The following is a 19570-nucleotide window of genomic DNA, read 5'->3' as shown; positions in this document are numbered from 1 at the left end:
CGAAGGAGGAGAGTGTTGCCACGCAGAGTGGAACTGCCCGCCCGACGCGAACCTGCCGCGCTGCTAACCCCTCTCCCCCTGGGAGAGGGACGGGGTGAGGGTATCGAGAGCCTCGGGCTAAAACCCGTGTCACGGGTGCATCCAAGATCAACAAACGCCCGAACCAATCTGGTACGACGCGGCCACCATGATCGACCACCTGAGCTTCTACGCAACGGACTACGCCACCTCGAAGGCGTTCTACACGGCCGCGCTCAAGCCCCTGGGCTACAACCTCGGGCCGGAGCTGACCGCGACGTGGGACACGGAGTTCCCCGGCCGGCGGATGTGCGCCTTCGGCCCGCCCGGCAGGAGCATCTTCTGGCTCATCGAGGTGAAGACGCCGGCCAGCCCCCGCCACGTGGCCTTCACCGCCAAGGACCGAGCGGCGGTGGACGCGTTTCACCAGGCGGCGCTGAAGACGGGAGTAAAGGACAACGGTGGGCCGGGAGAGCGCCCGCACTACCACCCGCACTACTACGGCGCGTTCGTGTTGGACCCGGACGGCAACAACATCGAGGCGGTGTACCACGGCGCTCCGTGAGCAGGGGCCATCGCGCCGCTCTCACGGCACCAGCACGAGCTTTCCCACGGTGGAGCCGGACTCCAGCGCGCGATGCGCCTCGGCGACGCGGTCCAGCGGGAAGCGCGTGACGGAGAGCGGAGTGATGCGACCCTCGTCCACCCACGCGAGCATCCGCCCCATGGCCTCCGCGAGCACGTCCCGCCGCTCGAAGAGATAGGACAGGTTGAAGGCGAGCACGCTCGCGTTGTGGTGGGTGAGCTCGAGCGGGTTGAAGCGCGGGGTGCGCAGGAAGTCCGAGGCGAGCTTCACCCAGTTCGGCCTCCCGCCCTCGCGCGGCAGCATGGAGTGGAAGCCATAGATGACGAGCTTGCCGGGCCGAGCGAGGTGCCGGTAGCTCTCGCGAAGCGTAGAGACCCCATTCGCGTCGAGCACCACGTCATAGCCCTGGGGCGAGGCCCGCTCGGCGGCGCGCCAGAGGTCCTCGCGGCTCTTGTCGATGACGACGTCCGCGCCGAGGGCCCGCGCGACCTCCACCTTGTGGCTGGAGCCCACGACGCCCACCGTGCGGCAACCCGCGATGCGCCCCAGTTGCAGCAGCGCTCCGCCCACACCGCCCGCGGCCGAGTGCACGAGCAACGTGTTCCCCGGGCGAGGGTGGGCCAGCTCGAAGAGGGCGAAGTACGCGGTGAGGAAGACAGTGGGAAACCCAGCGGCCTGGGCCAGGTCGAAGCGCGCGGGCACGAGGAACACCTGGTGCCGGGGTACGGCGACATGAGTGGAATAACCTCCGAAGCGCGTGACGCCGAACACCTGGGCGCCCGGAGCCAGGTCCGTGATCGCGGAGCCCACCGCGGAGACAGTGCCGGCGAACTCGAAGCCGGGGGTGATGGGCCAGCCCACGTACTCCTTGGCCGAGGCATACAGCCCCATGCGGATGACGCAGTCGGCGTAGTTGACGCCGATGGCCTCCGTGGTGACGACGACCTCCTCGGGACCGGGAGTGGGCTCGGGCTGCGTCTCGAACGTAAGCCGGTCGTAACCGCCGGCGCGGGGGATGACCACCTTGCGCATGACCAGGACTCACCCGGCCTTCGGCTCGTCGTCGAACGGGAGCCCCACGGATGACGCCTGTGGCTCCGAGGGGGAGACAGCGGCGGCCTCGCCGGGGACCGCGGCGGACACCTCGTCCGAGATGATCACCGAAGGCTCGCTGGCCAGGGACGGCGTGGCACTCGCCTCAGAGGCCTCGGGCGCCGACTCAGGCACGAGGTGCGCGATGTCATCGAGGCTCGCGACGAACGAGTCCGCCCCCGGGTCATCGACGTCCACCCCACCCTCCTCGAGGTTCGCGATGTCATCGAGGCTCGCGACGAACGAGTCCGCGCCCGGATCGCTGTACGCCTCCTCGGCCTCTTCGAGCGCCTCCAGCTCCTCGAGGTCCGACTGGAGCACGGAGAGCTCCGCCTCCATCCAGTTGCCCTCCACCCCAGCCGCAGGACCCGTGTCCACGGAGGCAGCCTCGGCCTGGGCCAACGCGGCCCGCTCCGCTTCGGCCTGCTCCACCGCGGCCCGCTCCGCCGCGGCCCGCTCCGCCCTGGACACCGACTCGTACACATTGGCCCGAGCCAGGTGTGCAAGCGAGACGCCCGGCTTGCCCGCACCCGCCCGAGTGTCCGGGAGCACGTCCTTCTCCGTCGCGCCGCCCTTCAGATCCACGAGCTCGCGTGGAGCAGCCTCGTACCCATCGGAGAGCATCAGCTTCGCGCGCAGCTCCTCCACCTCGCGAGCCCGCTGCGCGCGCTCGGCCTCGAGGGCGTCCAGCTCCGCCTGCTGCCGGGCATTCAGCGCCTCCAGGGCCTGCTCTTCGGTCAGCAGCTCCGTGTCATCAGTCCCGGCGTGCTTCTCGACGGACTGGACGCGTCGCTGCGCCTCGACGAGGTGCGCGGTCTGCACGGAGGGATGAAAGCCGCCAATCCTTCGGATGCTCATGGAAGGTTCTCGCTCAACGCACGGAGGGTGCTTCGCCCTGGATTGTCGCAACAAGACGGCCCGGGTTGCGACCGATGGAGGTGTTCGCCCAAGACACCTGTCCTCATTCAGGACAGGCACTGTCTTTATTTCGGACACCTCGCGCCACCTTCTCAACCTCGCAAGATTCAAGGACTAAAAGCTGAGATTGCCAACCTGCTTGACGTTTCCAGTGTCACTGGATGGAGCCTGGTTGCACCATCGAGGGCCTCACGAGTGGGAGTAACCCCTTGGAATCACGGAGAAGCTCGAACTGGCACGAGGGCTGCTCAGAGGCGAGCCACGCCGGGCGGGGAGGACACTCTCCGGGGCCCGGTGCCTCGCTCAATCGAAAGGAACTCCGATGCTCAAGTTTCGCTCTGTCGCTTTTCTGGCCAGTGTGACCCTCCTCGGGACGGCCTGTGGCCCCGAGGCGGCTCCAGAGGAGCAGAAGAAGATGTCTTGGGAGGAGTTCCAAGCGAACGTCTACCAGGAGCCGGAGACGGGCGTGTTCATCTACGCCGGCGACCAGATGGCGGAGGACGAAGCGGAGCTGCGCGCGGCGTACGAGCAGATGGCGGGCGGTGACGTGGGCCAGACCACGGGCGAGCTGTGCGTGTACAGCTCGGGTGGCAACGACATCAAGTGGACGGCCAGCCAGGCGCTGAACCTCACCTACTGCGTGAGCACGAAGTTCGGCGGCAACTACAGCAAGGTGGTGAGCGCGATGAACACCGCGGCGAGCGCCTGGGAGGGCGCGGCCAAGGTGAACTTCATCCACGTGTCGGCCCAGGACAGCAACTGCACCAGCCGTAACAGCAACGTGGTGTTCGACGTGAGCCCGGTGAACGTGGGAGGCCAGTACCTGGCGCGCGCGTTCTTCCCGAACAGCAGCCGCCGGAGCCGCAACGTGCTCATCGACAACTCGGCCTTCCAGGCGGGCGCGCCGGGGCTGGACGGCATCCTCCGCCACGAGCTGGGACACACGCTCGGCTTCCGCCACGAGCACACCCGTCCCGAGGCGGGCGCCTGCTACGAGGACAACCAGTGGCGCGCGCTGACGTCGTACGACTCCAGCTCGGTGATGCACTACCCGCAGTGCAACGGCACCAACACCTGGAACCTGACGCTCACCACGCTGGACAAGCAGGGCGCGGCCAGCCTCTACCCGTAATGGGGTAGCGCATTCCCAGAATCGAAGTGAGCCACGGGCGGCCCCTGGAGAAGGGAGCCGCCCGTTGTTCTTGCGGGTCATGAGATTGGCGACACATCAATCGAGGAAGCGTCTCCACCAGCGCCTTGCCTCCTCCTCGGTGAAGCGCAGTGCGGTGTACCGGGGCGGCTCGACGAACAACGTCCCGTGTGAAAGGCGCAGAGGCTCCAGCCAGGGATCCAGAAACCGGGCGAGCTCGCGATAGGCGGGAAGCTCCTGCCCCACGGACAGGTCACCGGCGTTCGGGCAGTCTCCAAGGGAGATAACGACCCGATCCTCGCCCAGCTCCTGCACGGTCGTTTCGGGAGCATGAAGCCGAGAGCTGAGAACTGCGGCACCACCCAGCTCTCCGAGCACTGGCTGAGCGAGGAAGTTGAGCCAGTGGACACCATCGATCTGAAGGCCCATCTGGTGCGAGTCGAGCCAGGCGGGGCGCACGTCGATACCAGGATAACGGAAGAGCTCCGTGCGAAGGGATGCAGAGGAGATACGCAGGGACGAGTAGAGGCTCAGCGCAAGGCCAGCATGACCGGAGGCAAAGCGAAGTCGAGAAGCCATCTCCAGAGCGAGCGCGCGCACGCGCATGGCTCCGTGCGCCTCCAGGTACTCGGTGGGAAGCGTCGCGGTGAGGAGGCTCACGGCGTTCGGAGTAGGAGGCCGATAAGGAAGCCGGGCCCGGTATTCGAGTTGATAGCCGTTGGAGCCACTGATTCCCCCCGTGAGAATCAACCTCGTCTGGTAGCCCCGTTTCTCAACGCGCCGGGCCTCGGCCTCGCTGTAGTCGTCGGGGAAGTACCATCGACGCTGGGGCTGGAGGGTGTTGCGGATGTAGCCCCACCACTCTTCGGTCAGAGGCGCGCCTTCGTCATTGCCCCCGAGATAGACGCGATTGATTGCCTTGGGGCCCTCGCCAACCGCCTGGATGTAGCTGTTGACCGCGTGGAGGACCCCTTCGGCGATTTCGCTGTGATCATGGGGCAGGTAGAAGGCAAGACGGAAGACGTCTCGGGCAAGAAGCTCACGCCTGGGACGTGGCGGCTTGCCTTCATGGGACTTCCAGCGCCCAGGAGGAATGCCGCGAAGGCGCAGACGCGGATAGTGCGGAGTCATGGGTCAACGCCATGCTGCCAGAGCCCATTCGGAGTAATGAGCGCTACAGGGCACCTCCTCGTGAGCTGCTGATAGCCCGTCAGCTGGGCCTCCACTCCGAAAGACTTCAACGGGGCAAGCCTGTGAGCTGCAGGGGAAAGACTGAAATGAAGCGCTACCGCCGGTAGACAGTGCCGCCCTTCATGACGAAGCGCACGCGGCGCAACGAGGCGATGTCCTTGGTCGGATCTCCCTCCACCGCGACCAAGTCGGCAAAGAGTCCTTCCTTCACCTGGCCGATGCGATCCTCCATGTGGAGCATGCGCGCATTCACGGAGGTAGCGGCCTTCAACGCCTGAACGGGCGTCATGCCGTAGCCGACCATCAACTCCAGCTCGCGGGCATTGTCCCCGTGGGAGAAGACCCCCACGTCGCTGCCGCTGCAGATGGGGACACCCGCGGCGAGCGCAGCACGGAAACTGGCACGCTTCTGCTGAATGGCGGGGGGCTCGGGGTCAGTGCCCTTCTTCCAGCCACCGTACTGACGGATGGCGTCACCGGCGGCGAGCGTGGGGCACAGGAAGACACCGCGCTCGGCCATGAGCTTGAAGACCTCGGGAGTGCCGTTGTCTCCGTGCTCGATGGTTTCAGCACCGGCAAGCACGGCGCGGCGCATGCCCTCGGGGGTGCTGGAGTGGACCACCACGGGGCGATCGCCGTCACGAGCGGTCTGGACAATGAGCTTCAGCTCCTCAAGCGAGAAGGTGGGGAGCGCCTCGCCATTGGGCCCCCAGCGATAATCGCCGTAGACCTTGATCCAATCAGCGCCCTTCCCCATCTGCCCGCGGACGGCACGGATGAGCCCGTCGACCCCATCTGCCTCCTCGGCCCCCTGGGGAACATGCCACTCGGCCGCGAACCCCTTGGGTCCGTAGGAGCCGGTGGCGACGAGGGCACGGGTGGTGGCGAGCACGCGGGGCCCGGGGATGATGCCCTGCTGAATGGCCTGCTTAAGACCCACGTCGGCGTCGGCAGCGCCCTCGGTGCCGAGGTCGCGCACGGTGGTGAAACCAGCGAGCAGCGTATCGCGAGCGTGATTGGTGGCGCGGACGACGCGGAGCGCGAGCGACTCGCGAAGCACCTGATCATTCCAGGAGGTCTCATTGTAGGGGTGGAGGAGCAGATGCGAGTGCCCCTCGATGAGACCAGGAAGAAGTGTGGTGCCGGGAAGGTCGATGACCTCGGCGCCAGCGGGGGCAGTCACCCGGGCGGCGGGCCCGACGGCGACAATGCGGTCACCGCGGACGAGCACAACCCACCCCTCCTGGGGCTTCGCGGAGACACCGTCAAAGACGCGAGCGGGACGCAGGAGGAACGAGGACTCGGAAGCGGGAGTCTGAGCGGATGCCATGGAAGGCACGGCACAGAGGAGCGCGACGAGGAGGGCGAGCAGGAAGTGCATGGAGGGCAAGGAAGCAGGAGTAGAGACCCAGCGACCTATCACAGGTCCGCCGACTCCCTCCCTCCCTCTCCCTTCGGGAGAGGGTCGGGGTGAGGGTATCCGCTCCCGTCCTCGCCGCCCCCGTCCCCTACGCGACGAAGCGCCTCACTCGTCCTCTTCGATGGCGGAAGCGTCCTTGCCCAGAGGCGGCGCAGACACGCCAGAAAGCTGCCGTTCCTTCAGCTCCTTGTCGCGCTCCAAGTCGGCGTAGGTCACGCCGGGGGACTCGGGTTCGGCGGAGCGCTGAGAATTGTCTTCGGAGTGACCACGGAAGCGCGAGGAAAGCTTCTGCCAGAGACTCATGGGGTGTGACCTCCTGGGGGAGAGGATGCGCACGACGGCCGAGAAGGCAGGGAGGAACCACCGTCCACCATTCGAAGCATCGGACGCCATGTTGCCTGGCCGCTCGGAAGGCGCGTGCAAAGAGGCATGCTTTGGCGCAGAACGCGAAGTGAGGAGGCCCGTGCACGGGAGCACAGGCCCCCATCACAGCCGCGCCGAGTGGCGCGAAGGACGGGCAGGCGGAAGATGCACGAAGTGACTGCGGGAGCAGCGGGACGAGTGGCCTCATGGCTGGAGCTGTCGGCGGGAGCGCTCGCCGCGAACGTGAGCACACTGCGCAAGCTGTCCGCGGACACGGGTGGCCCGAGGGCGCTGGGAGCGGTGCTGAAGGGCAACGCATACGGCCACGGCCTGACGCAGATGCTGCCGCTGGTGCACCCGCTGGTGGACGTCATGTACTTCATCACGCCGGGGGACGCGTTGACGATGCGGGCCCTCGAGCAGACGCGGGGCCTGCCGCGCAAGCAGGCGCTGGTCATCGGCGCGATGGACGCAGAGGAGGCGGTGACGCTGGCCCGAGCGGGAGTAGACGTGGTGGTGGGAGACGGCTCGTGGAAGGACACGGTGGCGGAGCTGCGCCGGGCGAAGCTGGAGCACCCGCTGCGAGCGCACGTGCACGTGGACACGGGGCTGGGCCGCGAGGGCTTCACACCAGGGCAGATCGCCGGGGGCGAACTGGACTTCCTGCGAGACGCAGCGGACGTGCTCCAGGTAGTGGGAGTGCTGAGCCACTTCGCGAACACCGAGGACGTGACGGAGCAGACGTACGCGGAATCCCAGCTCGACGTCTTCGAGGGCGGGCTGATGGCGTTGCGCACGAGCGTCCCGGTGCAGGAACCCTTGCAGCGGCACATGGCGGCAAGTGCAGCGACGCTGGTGCTGCCGAGGGCGCGCTACGACGCACAACGCGTAGGCATCTCGCTGTATGGCCTGTGGCCCTCGACGGAGACGCGGCTGTCAGCGCGGCTGGTGCTCGGACGAGTGCCCGAACTCAGGCCGGTGCTGTCGTGGCGCTGCCCGAGCCAGGTGGTGAAGTGGCTGCCGTCGGGGAGCTACGTGGGCTACGGGTGCACGTACCGGTGCCCCGAGGCGACGAGGGTGGCGGTGCTGCCAGTGGGCTACTTCGACGGCTATGCGCGCTTGATGTCGGGGAAGGCGCACGTGCTGGTGAACGGGCGACGCTGCCCGGTGCTGGGGCGCGTGATGATGAACCACATCATCGTGGACGTGACGCGCGCCACGCATGACGAGCGACCGCTGACGGCGACGCTGCTCGGCAAGGACGGAGACGAGCACCTGCACGCGGAGAACCTGGCGGACTGGGCGCAGACCATCCACTACGAGCTCACGACCCGCCTGGGAGCCCACCTGCGCCGCGTCGTGGTCCCCTGAGCCCCATTGCCCTCAGGGGCAGTGCACACGCCGATCCTGAACATCCCGGACCCGGTCTGTCCGGTGATGGCGGTTGATAGCGCACCGCTCGATGTCATCCGTGCGCGTTGGGTGTTGGCTTCTCCGAGCAGCAGGAGGAGCTCATGCCTCGCCGCCAGATGGTGGTCCCAGGAACGGGAGGAGTGCTCTACCAGACCGCGAGTGGAGCACGGGCCGCGAGCATCTTCGAGCTCCTCACCCAGACCAACGCCGCGCAGACGCTCTGCTGTGAGCACGAGCCGGACCCGGACGCGCTCGAGCCGCTCCACAACACGCTCGTGGCCAGCGGGTACATGACGCTCGCCTATGAGCCCTTCGCGCACGCGTTCCCCAAGTGGGACTTCTTCAACTACGACTGGCGCCTCGACATCCGCTACAGCGGCAAGCGCCTCGCCGAGCACCTCCAGGCGGAGGCCTCGAGCGGAGATCGCTGGCGACTGGTGGCCCACTCCCAGGGAGGGCTGTTGGTCCTGGCTGCGGCCCGGCTCCTCGGTGCCGAGAGATTCGCCCAGCTCGTCCAGAGCGTGTGTTTCGTGGGCGTGCCGTTCTTCGGGACGGTGAACGCACTGCTCGCGCTGCTCACGGGCACCCTCTTCAGCAGTGTCATCCCGAAGGAGGTGGTGCGCACCTGGCCCTCCATCTACCAGATGCTGCCGCGCTGGAGCATCACCCAGGGCAACCCAAACCGCCCCGAGCTGCTCCTCGACGCCACGTGGATGAACACCGGATTCCTGCCCGCTCCCGGTGCGCCGGTGGACCTCTCGCAGCACATCGACAGGGCGCACCTCGAACGAGCGCGAGCGCTCTACCGAGCCACCACGACGGGCTATTTCGAGCCGCTGCGCAAACTCGACTTCATCCGCATTCTCCAGGGGAACAACCTCAAGACCCCCTTCCTGCTCCCGAAGTTTCCGAGCACGGAGGAGGTCATCACCGTGGACGGAGACAACCTCGTCCCGGACAAGTTCACACGAGACAAGCTCCCCTCGTGGGTGCAGGACGAAGCGACGATCCGGCGCCTGCCCTCCGCGGAGCACTCGCTGCTCTGCAGTGACCCCAACGTCTTCGGGCTCTGCCTCTGATGCGCTCCACTCCGCTCACGCTGACCACTGTCCTCCTGCTCGCGCAGGCTTCGCTCGCCGCGCAACTCCCACCGGCCGCCGAGCCCTTGCCCATCGCAGACAGCGACGGGGATGGCGTGCCGGATCTCCCGCCAGGCCAGAAGGAGGCGCCCCGCTGCCATCCCGGCCGCATGCAGGAGTGCGCCGACAACTGCCCGCTCGATGAGAACCCCGACCAGGAGGACAGCGATGGGGATGGAGCAGGGAACGCGTGCGATCTCTGCCCACTCGCGCCCGTGAAGGACGGCGAGCACGCCGACGCGGACAACGATGGCGTCGGCGACGAGTGCGACACCTGTCGCCTTCCCAATCCCCGGAACGAGAGCGGCGAACAGGCCCCGTGTCCCGAGGAGAAGGCCCACTCGGAGTGGCGAGATCCCCATCCGCTCGGCCGACGGTTGCAGCTCTTCATCCGCCCGCTCGCGCTGGGGTACCGGTACCGAGGGAACTGGGTTGGCTCAACAGGGCTCGGACTGCACCTGGGAGGCTCGCTCGGCGAGTGGCGCTTCGACGCGAAAGGCACGGCCTTGAAGGTCCCCGCCTGGTACTGGTCCGCCGGTGTGTATGGCGATTCAGTGAACCTCTTCGCAGCCGAGCACCTCGGCCCCTACGCGGCGCTCGACTTCCGGCCGATGCAGTGGGCGCCCTACGCGGGCTCGTGGGCCAAGGAGTTCAAGTTCGGCGTCGGAGCGCAGCTCCTCTGGGCGAGGCGCGTGGAGGGAGTCGAGAACCGCCCCCTGCACCTCGGAGTAGGGCCCCGGGTGGGCTTCCTCGACATTCTCTCGGTGATGCCGTTCGCCCAGTTCGACCTCGCCAACGAGCGCGCCTTCTCCTGGGGCGGAATGTTGGTGTTCGACTTCAAAGTCCTCCAGGACCTGGGCGTGCCGCTGGCGAAGTGAGCCCGAAGTGAAGGTCACCCCTCGCGCCCGTCCAACTCCGGGCTGCACCCGAAGACAGACATGTCCTCGGTGACGGTGGAGCAGGACCATCCAGGGCCGCAGGCCTTGTCATCCAGGGGATCGCACTGGCGGAAGCAGGTGCTCACGGTGGGGCTGCCCATGCCGCAGACATTCCCGGTGGGGCACGTGCCGGGAAGCACGGGATTGCAGACCTTGGCGCACCAGAAAACAGCGCGGCCCCGAGACATGCGCATGTTGCAGCGCTCGCCCTCGGGGCACGGGGTGTCGCGACAATCACCCTCGGAATCCACGAGACATTGATACTGATCATCCCGGACGCGTTCGCAGTGTTGCCCGTTGGGACAACCTAGCTGCTGGCAGTCCGGAAAGCACCCCGGGCCATCGAGGCTGTCGGTGCACACGTAGCCCGAGGGACACGCCACGCTCCCATCGAGTGCACACGGTGCGGAGCACACCTGCTGGACACACCGCAGCCCTTCACGGCAGGCGCCCGTGGATGAGATGGGCAGGGAGTCACACGACTCGCCCTCGCGGCGCACGCCCTCGGGGACACAGCGGCGCACGACAGTGCCCGTGGCGCCGGTGGTGACAGAGCGGCACACGGTGCCGGGGAGACAGTGCACGTCCTCTTCACACTCGGAGGCCATGCATTCGAAGCGGCGTGTCTCGCGATTGGCCACGCACCCCTGACCCGCGGGACAGTCACCATCGGTTCGACAGCTTCCACAGTTGAAGCCCTCGCCCGAGCGGGTGCAGCGCATCCCCGAAGCCGGGAGCCCATCCGGCGCAATCTCCTCCGAGGAGAGCGGCAAGACGGTGCCAGCAACAGGAGTGGAAGAAGAAGCGGGTGCCTCGGAAGCAGGCTCGGGCACGCGCGAGGCAGGCCGGTGCTGCATCCACGCGGGGACGGCCGCCACGAGGCGCGATGCGGAGGAAGCCGCGAAGCTGGCATCGAGCACGGAGGCACCGTGAAGGAGGGCTCGAGGCCGGGGACGTTCTCGAAAGCTCCCGGGAGTGTCGGGAGGGGCTTCCCATCGGCCCGGTCCGGGTGAGGCAGTGGCGAGTTGCCAGAGAAAGACCGCCACGCCTCCCGCCGCGAACGCGAGCGCGGCCCGCTTCGACCCTGTCCTGTCACGCATGTGCTGCGCCTCTCATGTCTTCCCCTCCGTGAACGGTGTGGGCATACCCATGCACGGTGCGAAGAGCCCAAGGGGGCCCGCCTCCCTCAGCTTCCGAGGGAGGAGTGACGCGGTTCCGCACCAACCTTCAATCCGTACCGCTACCCCTCAGCAAACAGAGATGTCACAACACAGGATGTAACCTCCATCCGAGCCGCAGCCGCACGGCCGGCACTTCCAGCACCCCTCCATGGCATAGGCGGCCCCCCCTCCCGCAAGAGCCGCGGCCGAGCCGATGATCAACATCCAACGACGCCAGTGGGTCTTCGTGTTCGTTTTCATGACGTCCTCCTCCGGGCATACGACTGCAGACAAAGCCGGTCACAACGCGACGCCCTTCCGCCCACGCAGCAGCAACTCGAAGGGGGCCTGCCCGTCCTCGGGCAGGGCCCGAGTGACGACGACGAGCCAGCCCCACCCACCGGGCGGGAGCGACACGGGCCGCATGCGGAGCGCCAGCACCTCCACCTCCTCCCCGCTCTCCGCATGACGCACCCGCACCTCGCCGGGCCCCCAGGGCCGCAGCGGATCCGGATTCCTCACCCGCACCACGAAGCCGGACAGTCCTCCCGAGTGAAACAGGCGCTGCTCCACCACCTCGGGCCCGGAGCCCTCGCGCCACACCGCTGGCACCACCTCCGCTGGCGGTGACCCCGCTCGCGAGGCGAGCACCAACATGGACTCCGCGAGCCGACCCGCGCGCCCCTCGCCTCGACGAGAGCGGTGACGCTCGGGCCACTCCGTGCCGCTGGCTCGCAGTTCCCGCACGCGCTGGCGCCACACCGCGGACACGACCGCTGGCACATCTCCCACAGAGGGCACCGGCACCGAGCCGTAACGGGAAACCCGCACCTGCACATCCACCTCGGTGGGGCTGGCCGCGAGCACGAAGGGCACCTGTGTGCCATCCGACAACACCACTCGCAGCGTCACCTGCTCGGACTCGGGGAGTTCCTCGCGCGGGGTGACGACGAGGAAACCCTGGCTCACCAACAGGGGCTCGAAGCGCCCGTGCCCATCCTCCAGGCGGGTGCGCACCGCGTCCACGGCGGTGTCGAAACGGATCCGCGTCGCCGTCCGAGCGGCCACGCGTACCTCCTCGACCCCACCCGACACCGTGACCGCGCGCAGCCTGGGCTTACGAACCGCCGGCCGCGCCTCCTCCCCCGCCGCGGAGACACGCATAGCCAGGAGCAGCATGACGCAGAGAGTCATCTCTGCGATTCCTGACCTCATGCGTCACCCAACCTATGCAGCAAGGCCGATTCTGGGGAGGGGAGAAGTCGGGCATTCGTATACCTACGAACTACGACCCTGGGAGGGGGCTCCTGTAAACCGTCACAATCACGCGTCGCGTCAAGAATCAGCGAGCAGGGACGGAGCGGAGAAACCTGAAAGGGATTGTTTGACCGGCGCGAGAGGCCTGGGATATCAAATATTGAGACATGAATCAGGCGTCATCTTTGCCGGGGGGCCGACGCCGCGGGCACGAAGCACGCGAGAGGCGCACCCCCGCAAGAGGCCTGGGTTTTCATCGCAGCAACAACCTCGAAGGAGCGGCGTAGATGACCGACAAGGCCCGAGTCGTGGAGCCCCGCGACATCCAGACGAAGCGGCTCACCGTGCACACGCGCATGACGGGAGAGGACGGCTTTCCGGTGGTGTTCGTGCACGGCAACTGTTCGTCCTCCGCATTCTTCGAGACCCTGCTCTCTCGCCTCCCCAAGGGTCTGCGCGGCATCGCGCCGGACCTCCGGGGCTACGGGGACACCGAGCCCAAGCCCATCGACGCCACGCGCGGCATGCGGGACCACAGTGACGACGTGGCCTCGCTGATGGACACGCTGGGCATCCAGCGCGCGCTCTTCGTGGCCCACTCCGCGGGAGCGGGCGTGGTGATGCAGCTGGCCATCGACCACCCGGAGCGCGTGGCGGGCCTGGTGCTGGAGGCGCCCGTGTCCCCGTATGGCTTTGGCGGCACGAAGGACGCGGAGGGCACGCCGTGCTGGCCGGACTTCGCGGGCTCGGGTGGAGGCACCGCCAACCCGGACTTCGCGCAGCGCCTGGCCAAGAAGGACCGTTCCGCGGAGAGCCAGACGTCGCCGCGCAACGTGATGAACGGCTGCTACGTGAAGCCGCCCTTCAAGGCGCCCAACGAGGAGGCGCTGCTGGAGTCGGTGCTCTCCACCCGCGTGGGGGATGCGCACTATCCCGGCACCTTCGAGAAGAGCCCGAACTGGCCGGGCGTGGCGCCGGGCACCACGGGGATGAACAACTCCTTCTCGCCCAAGTACTTCAACCTGAGCCCGTTCGCCTCCATCTCCCAGAAGCCGGACGTGCTGTGGATCCGCGGCGCGGACGACGTCATCGTCTCCGACACCTCGCTCTTCGACTTCGGCTACCTCGGCAAGCTGGGCGCCATCCCCGGCTGGCCTGGCGAGGACACGTACCCGCCGCAGCCCATGATTCTCCAGACGCGCAGGCTCTTCGAGCGCTACGCGGCCAATGGCGGGCGCTTCCAAGAGGAGGTGCTCCCGGACACCGGCCACAGCCCGCACGTGGAGAAGCCCCAGGAGTTCGAGCGGCTCGCCTTCCCGTTCCTCCTGGAGCACGCCCGCTAAGCCTCCCCCGCCTTCGCCCTCACCCCCCGACGCAAAAACAACCCGACATGATGGAGGTCGTATGAAGACGTCGTTGAAGCTGTCGCTCTCGGCGGCGGCGCTCCTGGCCGCACCCCTGGCCGGAGCCGCCCTGCCCACGGATTTGGCGCCCTACTTCGACGCGAACTCAGCGCCGGAGAACTCGTACACTGTCGTGGGGGCGTACACGCCGCCGAGCTGGTCCTGGGGGCAGATCGAACTGCTCGAGGGCAAGCAGCTCTTCCGCAGCGAGTACTACAACCGCCGCACGGAGAAGCTGCGCGACCAGGACACCTACCAGTCCTCGGAGTATCCGGTCCGCACGTACTACGGCTCGCTCAACCAGCAGCTCGTGAACACCTTCAACCTCTACTACAAGAACACCTGTGCGACGACGGCGGGGAGCACCTGCCCCGTGCCGGGACCCACGCGTCCCGAGGCGCGCTTCGTGCTGCTGCACAAGGGCCGGAAGACGGCGGCGCGCACCTGCAACGTGAACCTGACGCCCACGCTGCTGGTGCACGGCGCCATGCAGGACGGCAACGTGTGGCTCTTCCCCAACGGCAACGACGGGACGGGCAGCGCGTACGGTGGCGCCGCGCAGGTGACGGGCTTCGTGCAGGACCTGGAGGCCAAGAACCGCTGCGTCTACGCCGTCACCTTCGGCAACTTCCACGGCGACAACTTCAGCCAGGCCACCCACGTGGCCAACGCGGTGAAGCGCATCAAGGCGCTGCACCCGGGCGTGGCGCGCGTGGACGTGGTGGCGTGGAGCAAGGGCGTGCTCGCGGCGGACGCGTGGCTCTCCAACGCGCCCTCCTGGACGGGCTTCAGCACCACGCGCTTCTTCGAGCGCATGGCGGCGGAGCAGGCCAAGGCGGTGCCGGCGTATGACGACTCGGTGCGCGTGTACGTGGCGCTGAGCGGTCCGCATCGGGGTATCGACCTGAACTTCCGCCACCCCATCCACACGCTCACCATCGCCAGCACGTCGAACAACGCGCCGGTGGGCCGCGGCCCCATGCCGTGGACGTACTTCTCCGCCTTCCAGTGCGTGAACTGGGGCCCGGACGTGCCCTGGTACAACAACCCCTACGCGGAGAGCGTGTGCGAGGGCTCCGGCGGCACCTGGCCGGACTACTTCCGCCGCATCTACGTCTCCAACATCACCAGCCTGGACTCCACGGGCAAGCCCGTCACCGGCGGCACACTGCAGGCGTTGAACGTGAACCAGGGCGTCTCGTCGAGCTCGTTCAACTTCGACGAGTACAACATGAGCATGTTCGGCAGCGTGAACGACAGCGGCAAGTACGTGAACGCGTACCTGGGCCAGCTCCAGACGGCGGACGACCTGCGCGGCCTCTACCCCATCCCGGATCGCAGCGCCTACGAGTGGTCGAGCGTGGACCAGGACGAGGAGCGGTACTTCCCGTGGGTGGACCAGAAGCTCGTCTACAACCCGATGAATCCGTTCATCGCGGCGGGCTACCTGAGCAGCACCAACACGCAGTGCAAGACCACGGCGTTCGATCCGGTGGGCAGCCCCTGCTTCGCCTACCACGCGTACAACACCAACCAGAACCGCGAGGGTTACGACTCGCTCAACTACGCGAAGTACCGCATCATCCAGAGCCTGGGCATCGCGGCGGCGAAGGAGATGGGTGGCAAGTTCATCACCCGGCTGTCCGAACGCAGCCTGGATTCGCGGCTGCCCTCGCTCTACGTCCTCTATGGCACCACGTACGGAGCGAGCACGGATGCGCGCTACGAGACGGACGGTATGAGCTGCAGCACCTGCTCGGTGAACGGTGACGGCGTGCTGTTCAACGCGAGCATCGCGGCGATGAACCAGCTCACCCAGCACTGGACGTCCACCAAGAGGACGGCGGACGCCAAGCAGGAGGGCATGCCCTACGGCCACCTGGAGATGGGTGCGACCCCGGCCGTGTGGAGCAAGATGTCGGCCCACTTCGCCTCGCGCGACTAGAGCAGGGTTGCGCATGCTCCCTCTCCCTCTGGGAGAGGGCGGGGGGTGAGGGTAACCGAACCTGTTCTTCAACCCGTGACCCACGGTGTGGACAGGGGGTTCAACCCGGGTGCTCCCGATACCCTCACCCCGTCCCTCTCCCGAAGGGAGAGGGGATATGGCCGCGGGAAAGAGGATGAGCGCCTGAACGGTGTGAAGCACGAGGCGGATGCCGGCACGCTCCGGCATCCGCCTTTTTCATCTCAGCTCTTATCGGCAGCAATGGCCCTCTCGCGCAGCTCGCGCTTGAGGATCTTCCCCGCCGCGGACACGGGCAGGGACGCCACCAACTCCACCTTCTTCGGAACCTTGTAGCGAGCCACCCGGCCTCGCAGGTGCTCCAGCAGCGCCTCGGCCGTGGCCTGTGCTCCCGGCTTGAGCACCACGAAGGCACGCCCCACCTCACCCCATTTGGGGTCGGGCACGCCCACCACCGCGCACGCCTGCACGGCGGGGTGCTCGTAGAGCGCCGTCTCCAGCTCGAGCGGGTACACGTTCTCTCCGCCGGAGATGAACATGTCCTTCTTGCGCCCGTTGATGAAGAAGAAGCCGTCCGCGTCGCGGTGCGCCAGGTCCCCCGTGTGGAACCAGCCGTCCGCGTCGATGGCCTCGGCGGTAGCCTCCGCGTTCTCGAAGTAGCCCGAGCACATGGAGGGAGCCTTGAGGATGAGCTCGCCCGTGGAGCCCTCGGGCACGTCGCGGCCGTGGTCATCCACCAGCCGCGCGTCGACGAAGTAGTTGGGCCGGCCGATGGAGCCCGCCTTGGACACGGCGAACTCGGGGCCCATGCTGAAGATGCCGGGGCCGAACTCCGTCATGCCGAAGCCCTGCTTGAAGGGCACCTTGTGAACAGCCTGCCACGCCTGCAGCAGCGGCACCGGCAGCGGCGCGCCACCGCTCGTCACGAAGCGCACGCTGGACAGGTCCGCCGAGCGGAAGCGCGGCGAGTCATACATCTGCTGGTACTGCGTGGGCACGGCGAAGAAGAGCGTCACCTTCTCGCGCTCCACCAACCGCAGCATCTCGTCCGCGTCCCAGCGGCGCATGAGCACCACGGTGCCACCGCAGGTGAGAAGGGGCACCGTGTAGACGAGCAGCCCGCCCGTGTGGAACATGGGCGTGTGCGTCACCGTGATGTCCCCGGGCCGCACCTCGTGGATGAGCGTGTTGAGCGTGTTCCACGCCACCATGCGGTAGCTGATGCGCGCGCCCTTCGACCTACCCGTGGTGCCGCCGGTGAAGAGCAGGCAGATGATGTCCTCCTCGCTCACCTGCTCGTTCGTCACCTTCGAGCCAGACACGTGCGCGAGTGCCTCGGCATACGGGCGGCTCCCGGGCAGTCCCTGCCCTTCCAGATGGACGAGCCTCAGCGAGTCCCCCACCTGCTTGTGCACCGCCGCGATGCCCTCGCGGAAGTCATCGCTGAAGAAGAGCACGCGAGGACCGGTGTCGCGCACCAGGTCCGTCAGCTCCTGCGCGTGCAGGCGCCAGTTGAAGGGGACGAAAACAGCCCCCAGCTTGCCGCAGGCGAAGAAGACATCCAGGTACTCCACGCCGTTGTGGGCCACCAGGCCCACGCGGTCGCCGCGGGACACGCCGGCCACGTCACGCAGCCAGCCCGCGAGCGCCTCAGCGCGCGCGTTCATGTCCCGGTAGGAGAAGCGGCCGGACTCCCCCCTGGCCACATCCACCACTGCCGTGTGCTCGGGCCAGTAGGTGGCCCCCCGGCCCATCCAGTCGCCGATGAACATGCGTGTCCCCTCCCGTTGACTGCGAACCTCGGACTTCGGACGTCGCGGCCGCTCAGGCCGTCCAGCGGTAGAGCGCGGAGGCCATCGCCAGGCCGCCGCCGCTGGCGCACAGGGCCACCAGGTCGCCCTTCTTCACCCGGCCCTGCACCACCGCGTCATCCAGCGTCATGGGGATGCAGGCCGAGCCGGTGTAGCCCCACTTGTCCATGGTCCAGTTCGTCTTGGACATGGGCTGCTCCAGCACCTTCATGGTGGCCTCGATGGTGCGCAGGTTGAGCTGCGTGAAGACGAAGTGGTCCACGTCGTTCATCGTCAGCTTCGCCCGCTCCAGCAGCTGCTTGAGCAGCATGGGCCAGCGCTCGGTGTTGAAGGTGGCGGGGAACTTGCGCACGAACTGCACCGCGGGCTTGCCGTTGGTGAGCGCGACCGTCTCCGCGGTGGAAGGCCGGTACGTGCCGCCCGTGTAGACGCCGAGCGCATCGTGGTACTCGCCCGCCGCGAGCAGCTTCGCGCCCATGAAGCCGGGCTTGTCACTCGCGCCCAGCACCACCGCGCCCGCGCCGTCCGCGAAGAGCGTGCACGTCTTCTTGTCCTTCCAGTTGATGTACCGGGACATCCCGTACGCGCCCACCACGAGGATGCGGTTGTAGCTGTCATCCGCGGCGATCGTCTTGCTCGCCACGTCCATCGCCGTCACCCAGCCCGCGCACGCGCAGTTGAGGTCGTACGTGCCCGCGTTGCTGGCGCCCAGCTTCGCCTGCACCACCGAGGCCGTGGCCGGGCTCAGGTAGTCCGGCGTGTCCGTGGCGATGATGATGAGATCCAGCTCGCTCGGCTTCACGCCCGCGCGCTCCATGGCCTGCTTCGCGGCACCCACGCACAGGTCAGACGTCACCTGGTCATCCGCCATCAGGTGGCGCTGCTTGATGCCTACGTTCTGCTGGAGCCACTCGTCCACCTTCTCGCCGAGGATGCGCTCCACGTCGGCGTTGGTGAGGACCTTCTCGGGGACGTAGCGGCCGGTGGCCAGGATGTTGGCGTATCTCATCGCGTCTTGCTCCGCGGAGCGCGCGGCTTGCGCGGCCCCTTCTTGTTGCCACTGCCAGCCTCGGCCGGATGCGCATCCATGCCGTGGCGAATGAAATCCATCGCGGTGTCCAGCACGTGCTCCAGGCCGCCCTCGCCCTGCCACAGCACCCAGCGCATGCCCAGGAAGTCACTCAGGCCCATCAAGCAGTAGGCCAGCGCCTCCGGGTCCATGCGCCGCACCTCGCCCGCGTCCATGGCGCGCTCAAGGCCCGACACGTAGCCCCGCGCGAAGCGGTCGTAGTAGCGCCGGTAACACGCCTCGTCGACGAACTCGGCCTGCCGGACAATCCGATACAGGTTGCGGTTCTCCCCTACGAACTGGAAGAAGGTGCGCAGGCCCTCGCGCTCCACCTCGAGCCGGCTCTCGCACCCCGCCACCGCCTCGGAGATGAGCCGGCGCAGCCGCGCTCCCAGTTCGTCCACCACCTCCACGAAGACGGATAGCTTGTCCGGGAAGTAGACGTAGAAAGTCCCCAACGCCACTTCCGCCTCCCGGGTAATATCCGCGATGGAGGCGCGCTCGTAGCCCTTCTCTCCGAAGACACGCTCCGCCGCCTGCAGCACCTTCAGGCGCGTGCGCTGCCCTCTCGGCGTCACGGGAACGAGGCGTTCGGCTGGCGAAGTTGAAGACCGATTCATCTTTCAACCTTGCGTAACACTCCCCTCGCGGTATTGTCAAAAACAGTCATTCTTCCGCT

18 protein-coding genes are annotated in these 19570 nt (G+C 67.4%); 7 read left to right on the top strand and 11 right to left on the bottom strand.

The window, feature by feature from the left end; translation table 11 throughout:
- Positions 1 to 187 precede the first annotated feature (187 nt).
- A complete protein-coding gene (locus tag F0U60_RS02350) occupies positions 188 to 583 on the top strand; it encodes a VOC family protein (RefSeq protein ID WP_395813473.1) in 396 nt (131 codons plus the stop codon).
- A gap of 21 nt (positions 584 to 604) precedes the next feature.
- Here F0U60_RS02350 and F0U60_RS02345 read toward each other — a convergent pair whose 3' ends face one another.
- Together F0U60_RS02345 and F0U60_RS02340 are read right to left on the bottom strand one after the other, a co-directional pair.
- Positions 605 to 1636, bottom strand: coding sequence for a medium chain dehydrogenase/reductase family protein (locus F0U60_RS02345; RefSeq protein WP_395813471.1), 1032 nt, complete (start codon positions 1634 to 1636; stop codon positions 605 to 607).
- Positions 1637 to 1645: 9 nt separating this feature from the next.
- A complete protein-coding gene (locus tag F0U60_RS02340; protein ID WP_395813469.1) occupies positions 1646 to 2554 on the bottom strand; it encodes a hypothetical protein in 909 nt (302 codons plus the stop codon).
- A 382-nt stretch (positions 2555 to 2936) separates the two neighbouring features.
- Here F0U60_RS02340 and F0U60_RS02335 point away from each other — a divergent pair, with 382 nt between their 5' ends.
- Complete coding sequence (locus F0U60_RS02335) at positions 2937 to 3746, top strand: M57 family metalloprotease (RefSeq protein ID WP_395813467.1); 810 nt, start codon at positions 2937 to 2939, stop codon at positions 3744 to 3746.
- 96 nt (positions 3747 to 3842) lie between these two features.
- Here the strand turns inward: F0U60_RS02335 and F0U60_RS02330 are convergent, their stop codons facing one another.
- The 3 genes from F0U60_RS02330 to F0U60_RS02320 all read right to left on the bottom strand — a co-directional run bounded on the left by F0U60_RS02330 (position 3843) and on the right by F0U60_RS02320 (position 6678).
- Positions 3843 to 4895 carry a type VI immunity family protein gene (locus F0U60_RS02330; protein ID WP_395813465.1) on the bottom strand — a complete coding sequence of 351 codons (1053 nt, stop codon included), beginning with the start codon at positions 4893 to 4895 and terminating at the stop codon, positions 3843 to 3845.
- Between the two features lie 154 nt (positions 4896 to 5049).
- A complete protein-coding gene (locus F0U60_RS02325) occupies positions 5050 to 6285 on the bottom strand; it encodes an amidohydrolase family protein (RefSeq protein WP_395813463.1) in 1236 nt (411 codons plus the stop codon).
- 195 nt (positions 6286 to 6480) lie between these two features.
- A complete protein-coding gene (locus F0U60_RS02320) occupies positions 6481 to 6678 on the bottom strand; it encodes a hypothetical protein (RefSeq protein ID WP_395813461.1) in 198 nt (65 codons plus the stop codon).
- A gap of 225 nt (positions 6679 to 6903) precedes the next feature.
- On the opposite strand from F0U60_RS02320, the gene alr reads away from it, so the two are divergent.
- The 3 genes from alr to F0U60_RS02305 all read left to right on the top strand — a co-directional run bounded on the left by alr (position 6904) and on the right by F0U60_RS02305 (position 10168).
- The gene (gene alr, locus F0U60_RS02315) at positions 6904 to 8109 is read left to right on the top strand and encodes an alanine racemase (RefSeq protein ID WP_395813459.1); all 1206 of its coding nucleotides are present in this window, start codon (positions 6904 to 6906) and stop codon (positions 8107 to 8109) included.
- Positions 8110 to 8252: 143 nt separating this feature from the next.
- Positions 8253 to 9230 carry a hypothetical protein gene (locus tag F0U60_RS02310; RefSeq protein WP_395813457.1) on the top strand — a complete coding sequence of 326 codons (978 nt, stop codon included), beginning with the start codon at positions 8253 to 8255 and terminating at the stop codon, positions 9228 to 9230.
- Complete coding sequence (locus F0U60_RS02305) at positions 9230 to 10168, top strand: thrombospondin type 3 repeat-containing protein (RefSeq protein WP_395813455.1); 939 nt, start codon at positions 9230 to 9232, stop codon at positions 10166 to 10168. Before F0U60_RS02310 ends, F0U60_RS02305 begins: the two co-directional genes overlap by 1 nt.
- Before the next feature lie 14 nt (positions 10169 to 10182).
- On the opposite strand, the gene F0U60_RS02300 is transcribed toward F0U60_RS02305, so the two are convergent.
- From F0U60_RS02300 to F0U60_RS02290, 3 genes are all read right to left on the bottom strand, one after another.
- Positions 10183 to 11328 (bottom strand): hypothetical protein, encoded by a 1146-nt coding sequence (locus tag F0U60_RS02300; RefSeq protein ID WP_395813453.1) that lies wholly within the window; start codon positions 11326 to 11328, stop codon positions 10183 to 10185.
- Between the two features lie 147 nt (positions 11329 to 11475).
- On the bottom strand, positions 11476 to 11649 hold the full coding sequence (locus F0U60_RS02295) for a hypothetical protein (protein WP_395813451.1): 174 nt from the start codon (positions 11647 to 11649) through the stop codon (positions 11476 to 11478).
- Positions 11650 to 11688: 39 nt separating this feature from the next.
- Positions 11689 to 12567, bottom strand: a complete 879-nt coding sequence (locus F0U60_RS02290; protein WP_395813449.1) for a DUF2381 family protein — start codon at positions 12565 to 12567, stop codon at positions 11689 to 11691.
- 365 nt (positions 12568 to 12932) lie between these two features.
- Between F0U60_RS02290 and F0U60_RS02285 the strand changes: the two genes are divergently transcribed.
- Together F0U60_RS02285 and F0U60_RS02280 are read left to right on the top strand one after the other, a co-directional pair.
- A complete protein-coding gene (locus tag F0U60_RS02285) occupies positions 12933 to 13988 on the top strand; it encodes an alpha/beta fold hydrolase (protein WP_395813447.1) in 1056 nt (351 codons plus the stop codon).
- Between the two features lie 61 nt (positions 13989 to 14049).
- Positions 14050 to 15993 carry an esterase/lipase family protein gene (locus F0U60_RS02280; RefSeq protein WP_395813445.1) on the top strand — a complete coding sequence of 648 codons (1944 nt, stop codon included), beginning with the start codon at positions 14050 to 14052 and terminating at the stop codon, positions 15991 to 15993.
- Positions 15994 to 16235: 242 nt separating this feature from the next.
- Here the strand turns inward: F0U60_RS02280 and F0U60_RS02275 are convergent, their stop codons facing one another.
- From F0U60_RS02275 to F0U60_RS02265, 3 genes are read right to left on the bottom strand one after another with little or no spacing between them, the layout of a single operon-like run.
- Positions 16236 to 17783, bottom strand: coding sequence for a class I adenylate-forming enzyme family protein (locus F0U60_RS02275; RefSeq protein ID WP_395813443.1), 1548 nt, complete (start codon positions 17781 to 17783; stop codon positions 16236 to 16238).
- 52 nt (positions 17784 to 17835) lie between these two features.
- Entirely contained in the window at positions 17836 to 18831 is a 996-nt protein-coding gene (locus F0U60_RS02270; protein WP_395813441.1) for a 3-oxoacyl-ACP synthase III family protein, read from the bottom strand.
- The gene (locus tag F0U60_RS02265; RefSeq protein WP_395813439.1) at positions 18828 to 19511 is read right to left on the bottom strand and encodes a TetR/AcrR family transcriptional regulator; all 684 of its coding nucleotides are present in this window, start codon (positions 19509 to 19511) and stop codon (positions 18828 to 18830) included. Before F0U60_RS02265 ends, F0U60_RS02270 begins: the two co-directional genes overlap by 4 nt.
- Between the last annotated feature and the right edge of the window lie 59 nt (positions 19512 to 19570).

It is taken from the genome of Archangium minus, from assembly GCF_044360475.1.
Lineage (GTDB): Bacteria > Myxococcota > Myxococcia > Myxococcales > Myxococcaceae > Archangium > Archangium minus.
The sequence above is the reverse complement of the archived record's forward strand: the minus strand, read 5'-3'. Positions and strand labels throughout refer to the sequence as shown.

Coding starts and splice junctions, on each gene's coding strand:
- F0U60_RS02350 (WP_395813473.1), top strand. CDS start 188: ATGATCGACCACCTGAGCTTCTACGCAACGGACTACGCCACCTCGAAG.
- F0U60_RS02345 (WP_395813471.1), bottom strand. CDS start 1,636: ATGCGCAAGGTGGTCATCCCCCGCGCCGGCGGTTACGACCGGCTTACG.
- F0U60_RS02340 (WP_395813469.1), bottom strand. CDS start 2,554: ATGAGCATCCGAAGGATTGGCGGCTTTCATCCCTCCGTGCAGACCGCG.
- F0U60_RS02335 (WP_395813467.1), top strand. CDS start 2,937: ATGCTCAAGTTTCGCTCTGTCGCTTTTCTGGCCAGTGTGACCCTCCTC.
- F0U60_RS02330 (WP_395813465.1), bottom strand. CDS start 4,895: ATGACTCCGCACTATCCGCGTCTGCGCCTTCGCGGCATTCCTCCTGGG.
- F0U60_RS02325 (WP_395813463.1), bottom strand. CDS start 6,285: ATGGCATCCGCTCAGACTCCCGCTTCCGAGTCCTCGTTCCTCCTGCGT.
- F0U60_RS02320 (WP_395813461.1), bottom strand. CDS start 6,678: ATGAGTCTCTGGCAGAAGCTTTCCTCGCGCTTCCGTGGTCACTCCGAA.
- alr (WP_395813459.1), top strand. CDS start 6,904: ATGCACGAAGTGACTGCGGGAGCAGCGGGACGAGTGGCCTCATGGCTG.
- F0U60_RS02310 (WP_395813457.1), top strand. CDS start 8,253: ATGCCTCGCCGCCAGATGGTGGTCCCAGGAACGGGAGGAGTGCTCTAC.
- F0U60_RS02305 (WP_395813455.1), top strand. CDS start 9,230: ATGCGCTCCACTCCGCTCACGCTGACCACTGTCCTCCTGCTCGCGCAG.
- F0U60_RS02300 (WP_395813453.1), bottom strand. CDS start 11,328: ATGCGTGACAGGACAGGGTCGAAGCGGGCCGCGCTCGCGTTCGCGGCG.
- F0U60_RS02295 (WP_395813451.1), bottom strand. CDS start 11,649: ATGAAAACGAACACGAAGACCCACTGGCGTCGTTGGATGTTGATCATC.
- F0U60_RS02290 (WP_395813449.1), bottom strand. CDS start 12,567: ATGCTGCTCCTGGCTATGCGTGTCTCCGCGGCGGGGGAGGAGGCGCGG.
- F0U60_RS02285 (WP_395813447.1), top strand. CDS start 12,933: ATGACCGACAAGGCCCGAGTCGTGGAGCCCCGCGACATCCAGACGAAG.
- F0U60_RS02280 (WP_395813445.1), top strand. CDS start 14,050: ATGAAGACGTCGTTGAAGCTGTCGCTCTCGGCGGCGGCGCTCCTGGCC.
- F0U60_RS02275 (WP_395813443.1), bottom strand. CDS start 17,783: ATGTTCATCGGCGACTGGATGGGCCGGGGGGCCACCTACTGGCCCGAG.
- F0U60_RS02270 (WP_395813441.1), bottom strand. CDS start 18,831: ATGAGATACGCCAACATCCTGGCCACCGGCCGCTACGTCCCCGAGAAG.
- F0U60_RS02265 (WP_395813439.1), bottom strand. CDS start 19,511: ATGAATCGGTCTTCAACTTCGCCAGCCGAACGCCTCGTTCCCGTGACG.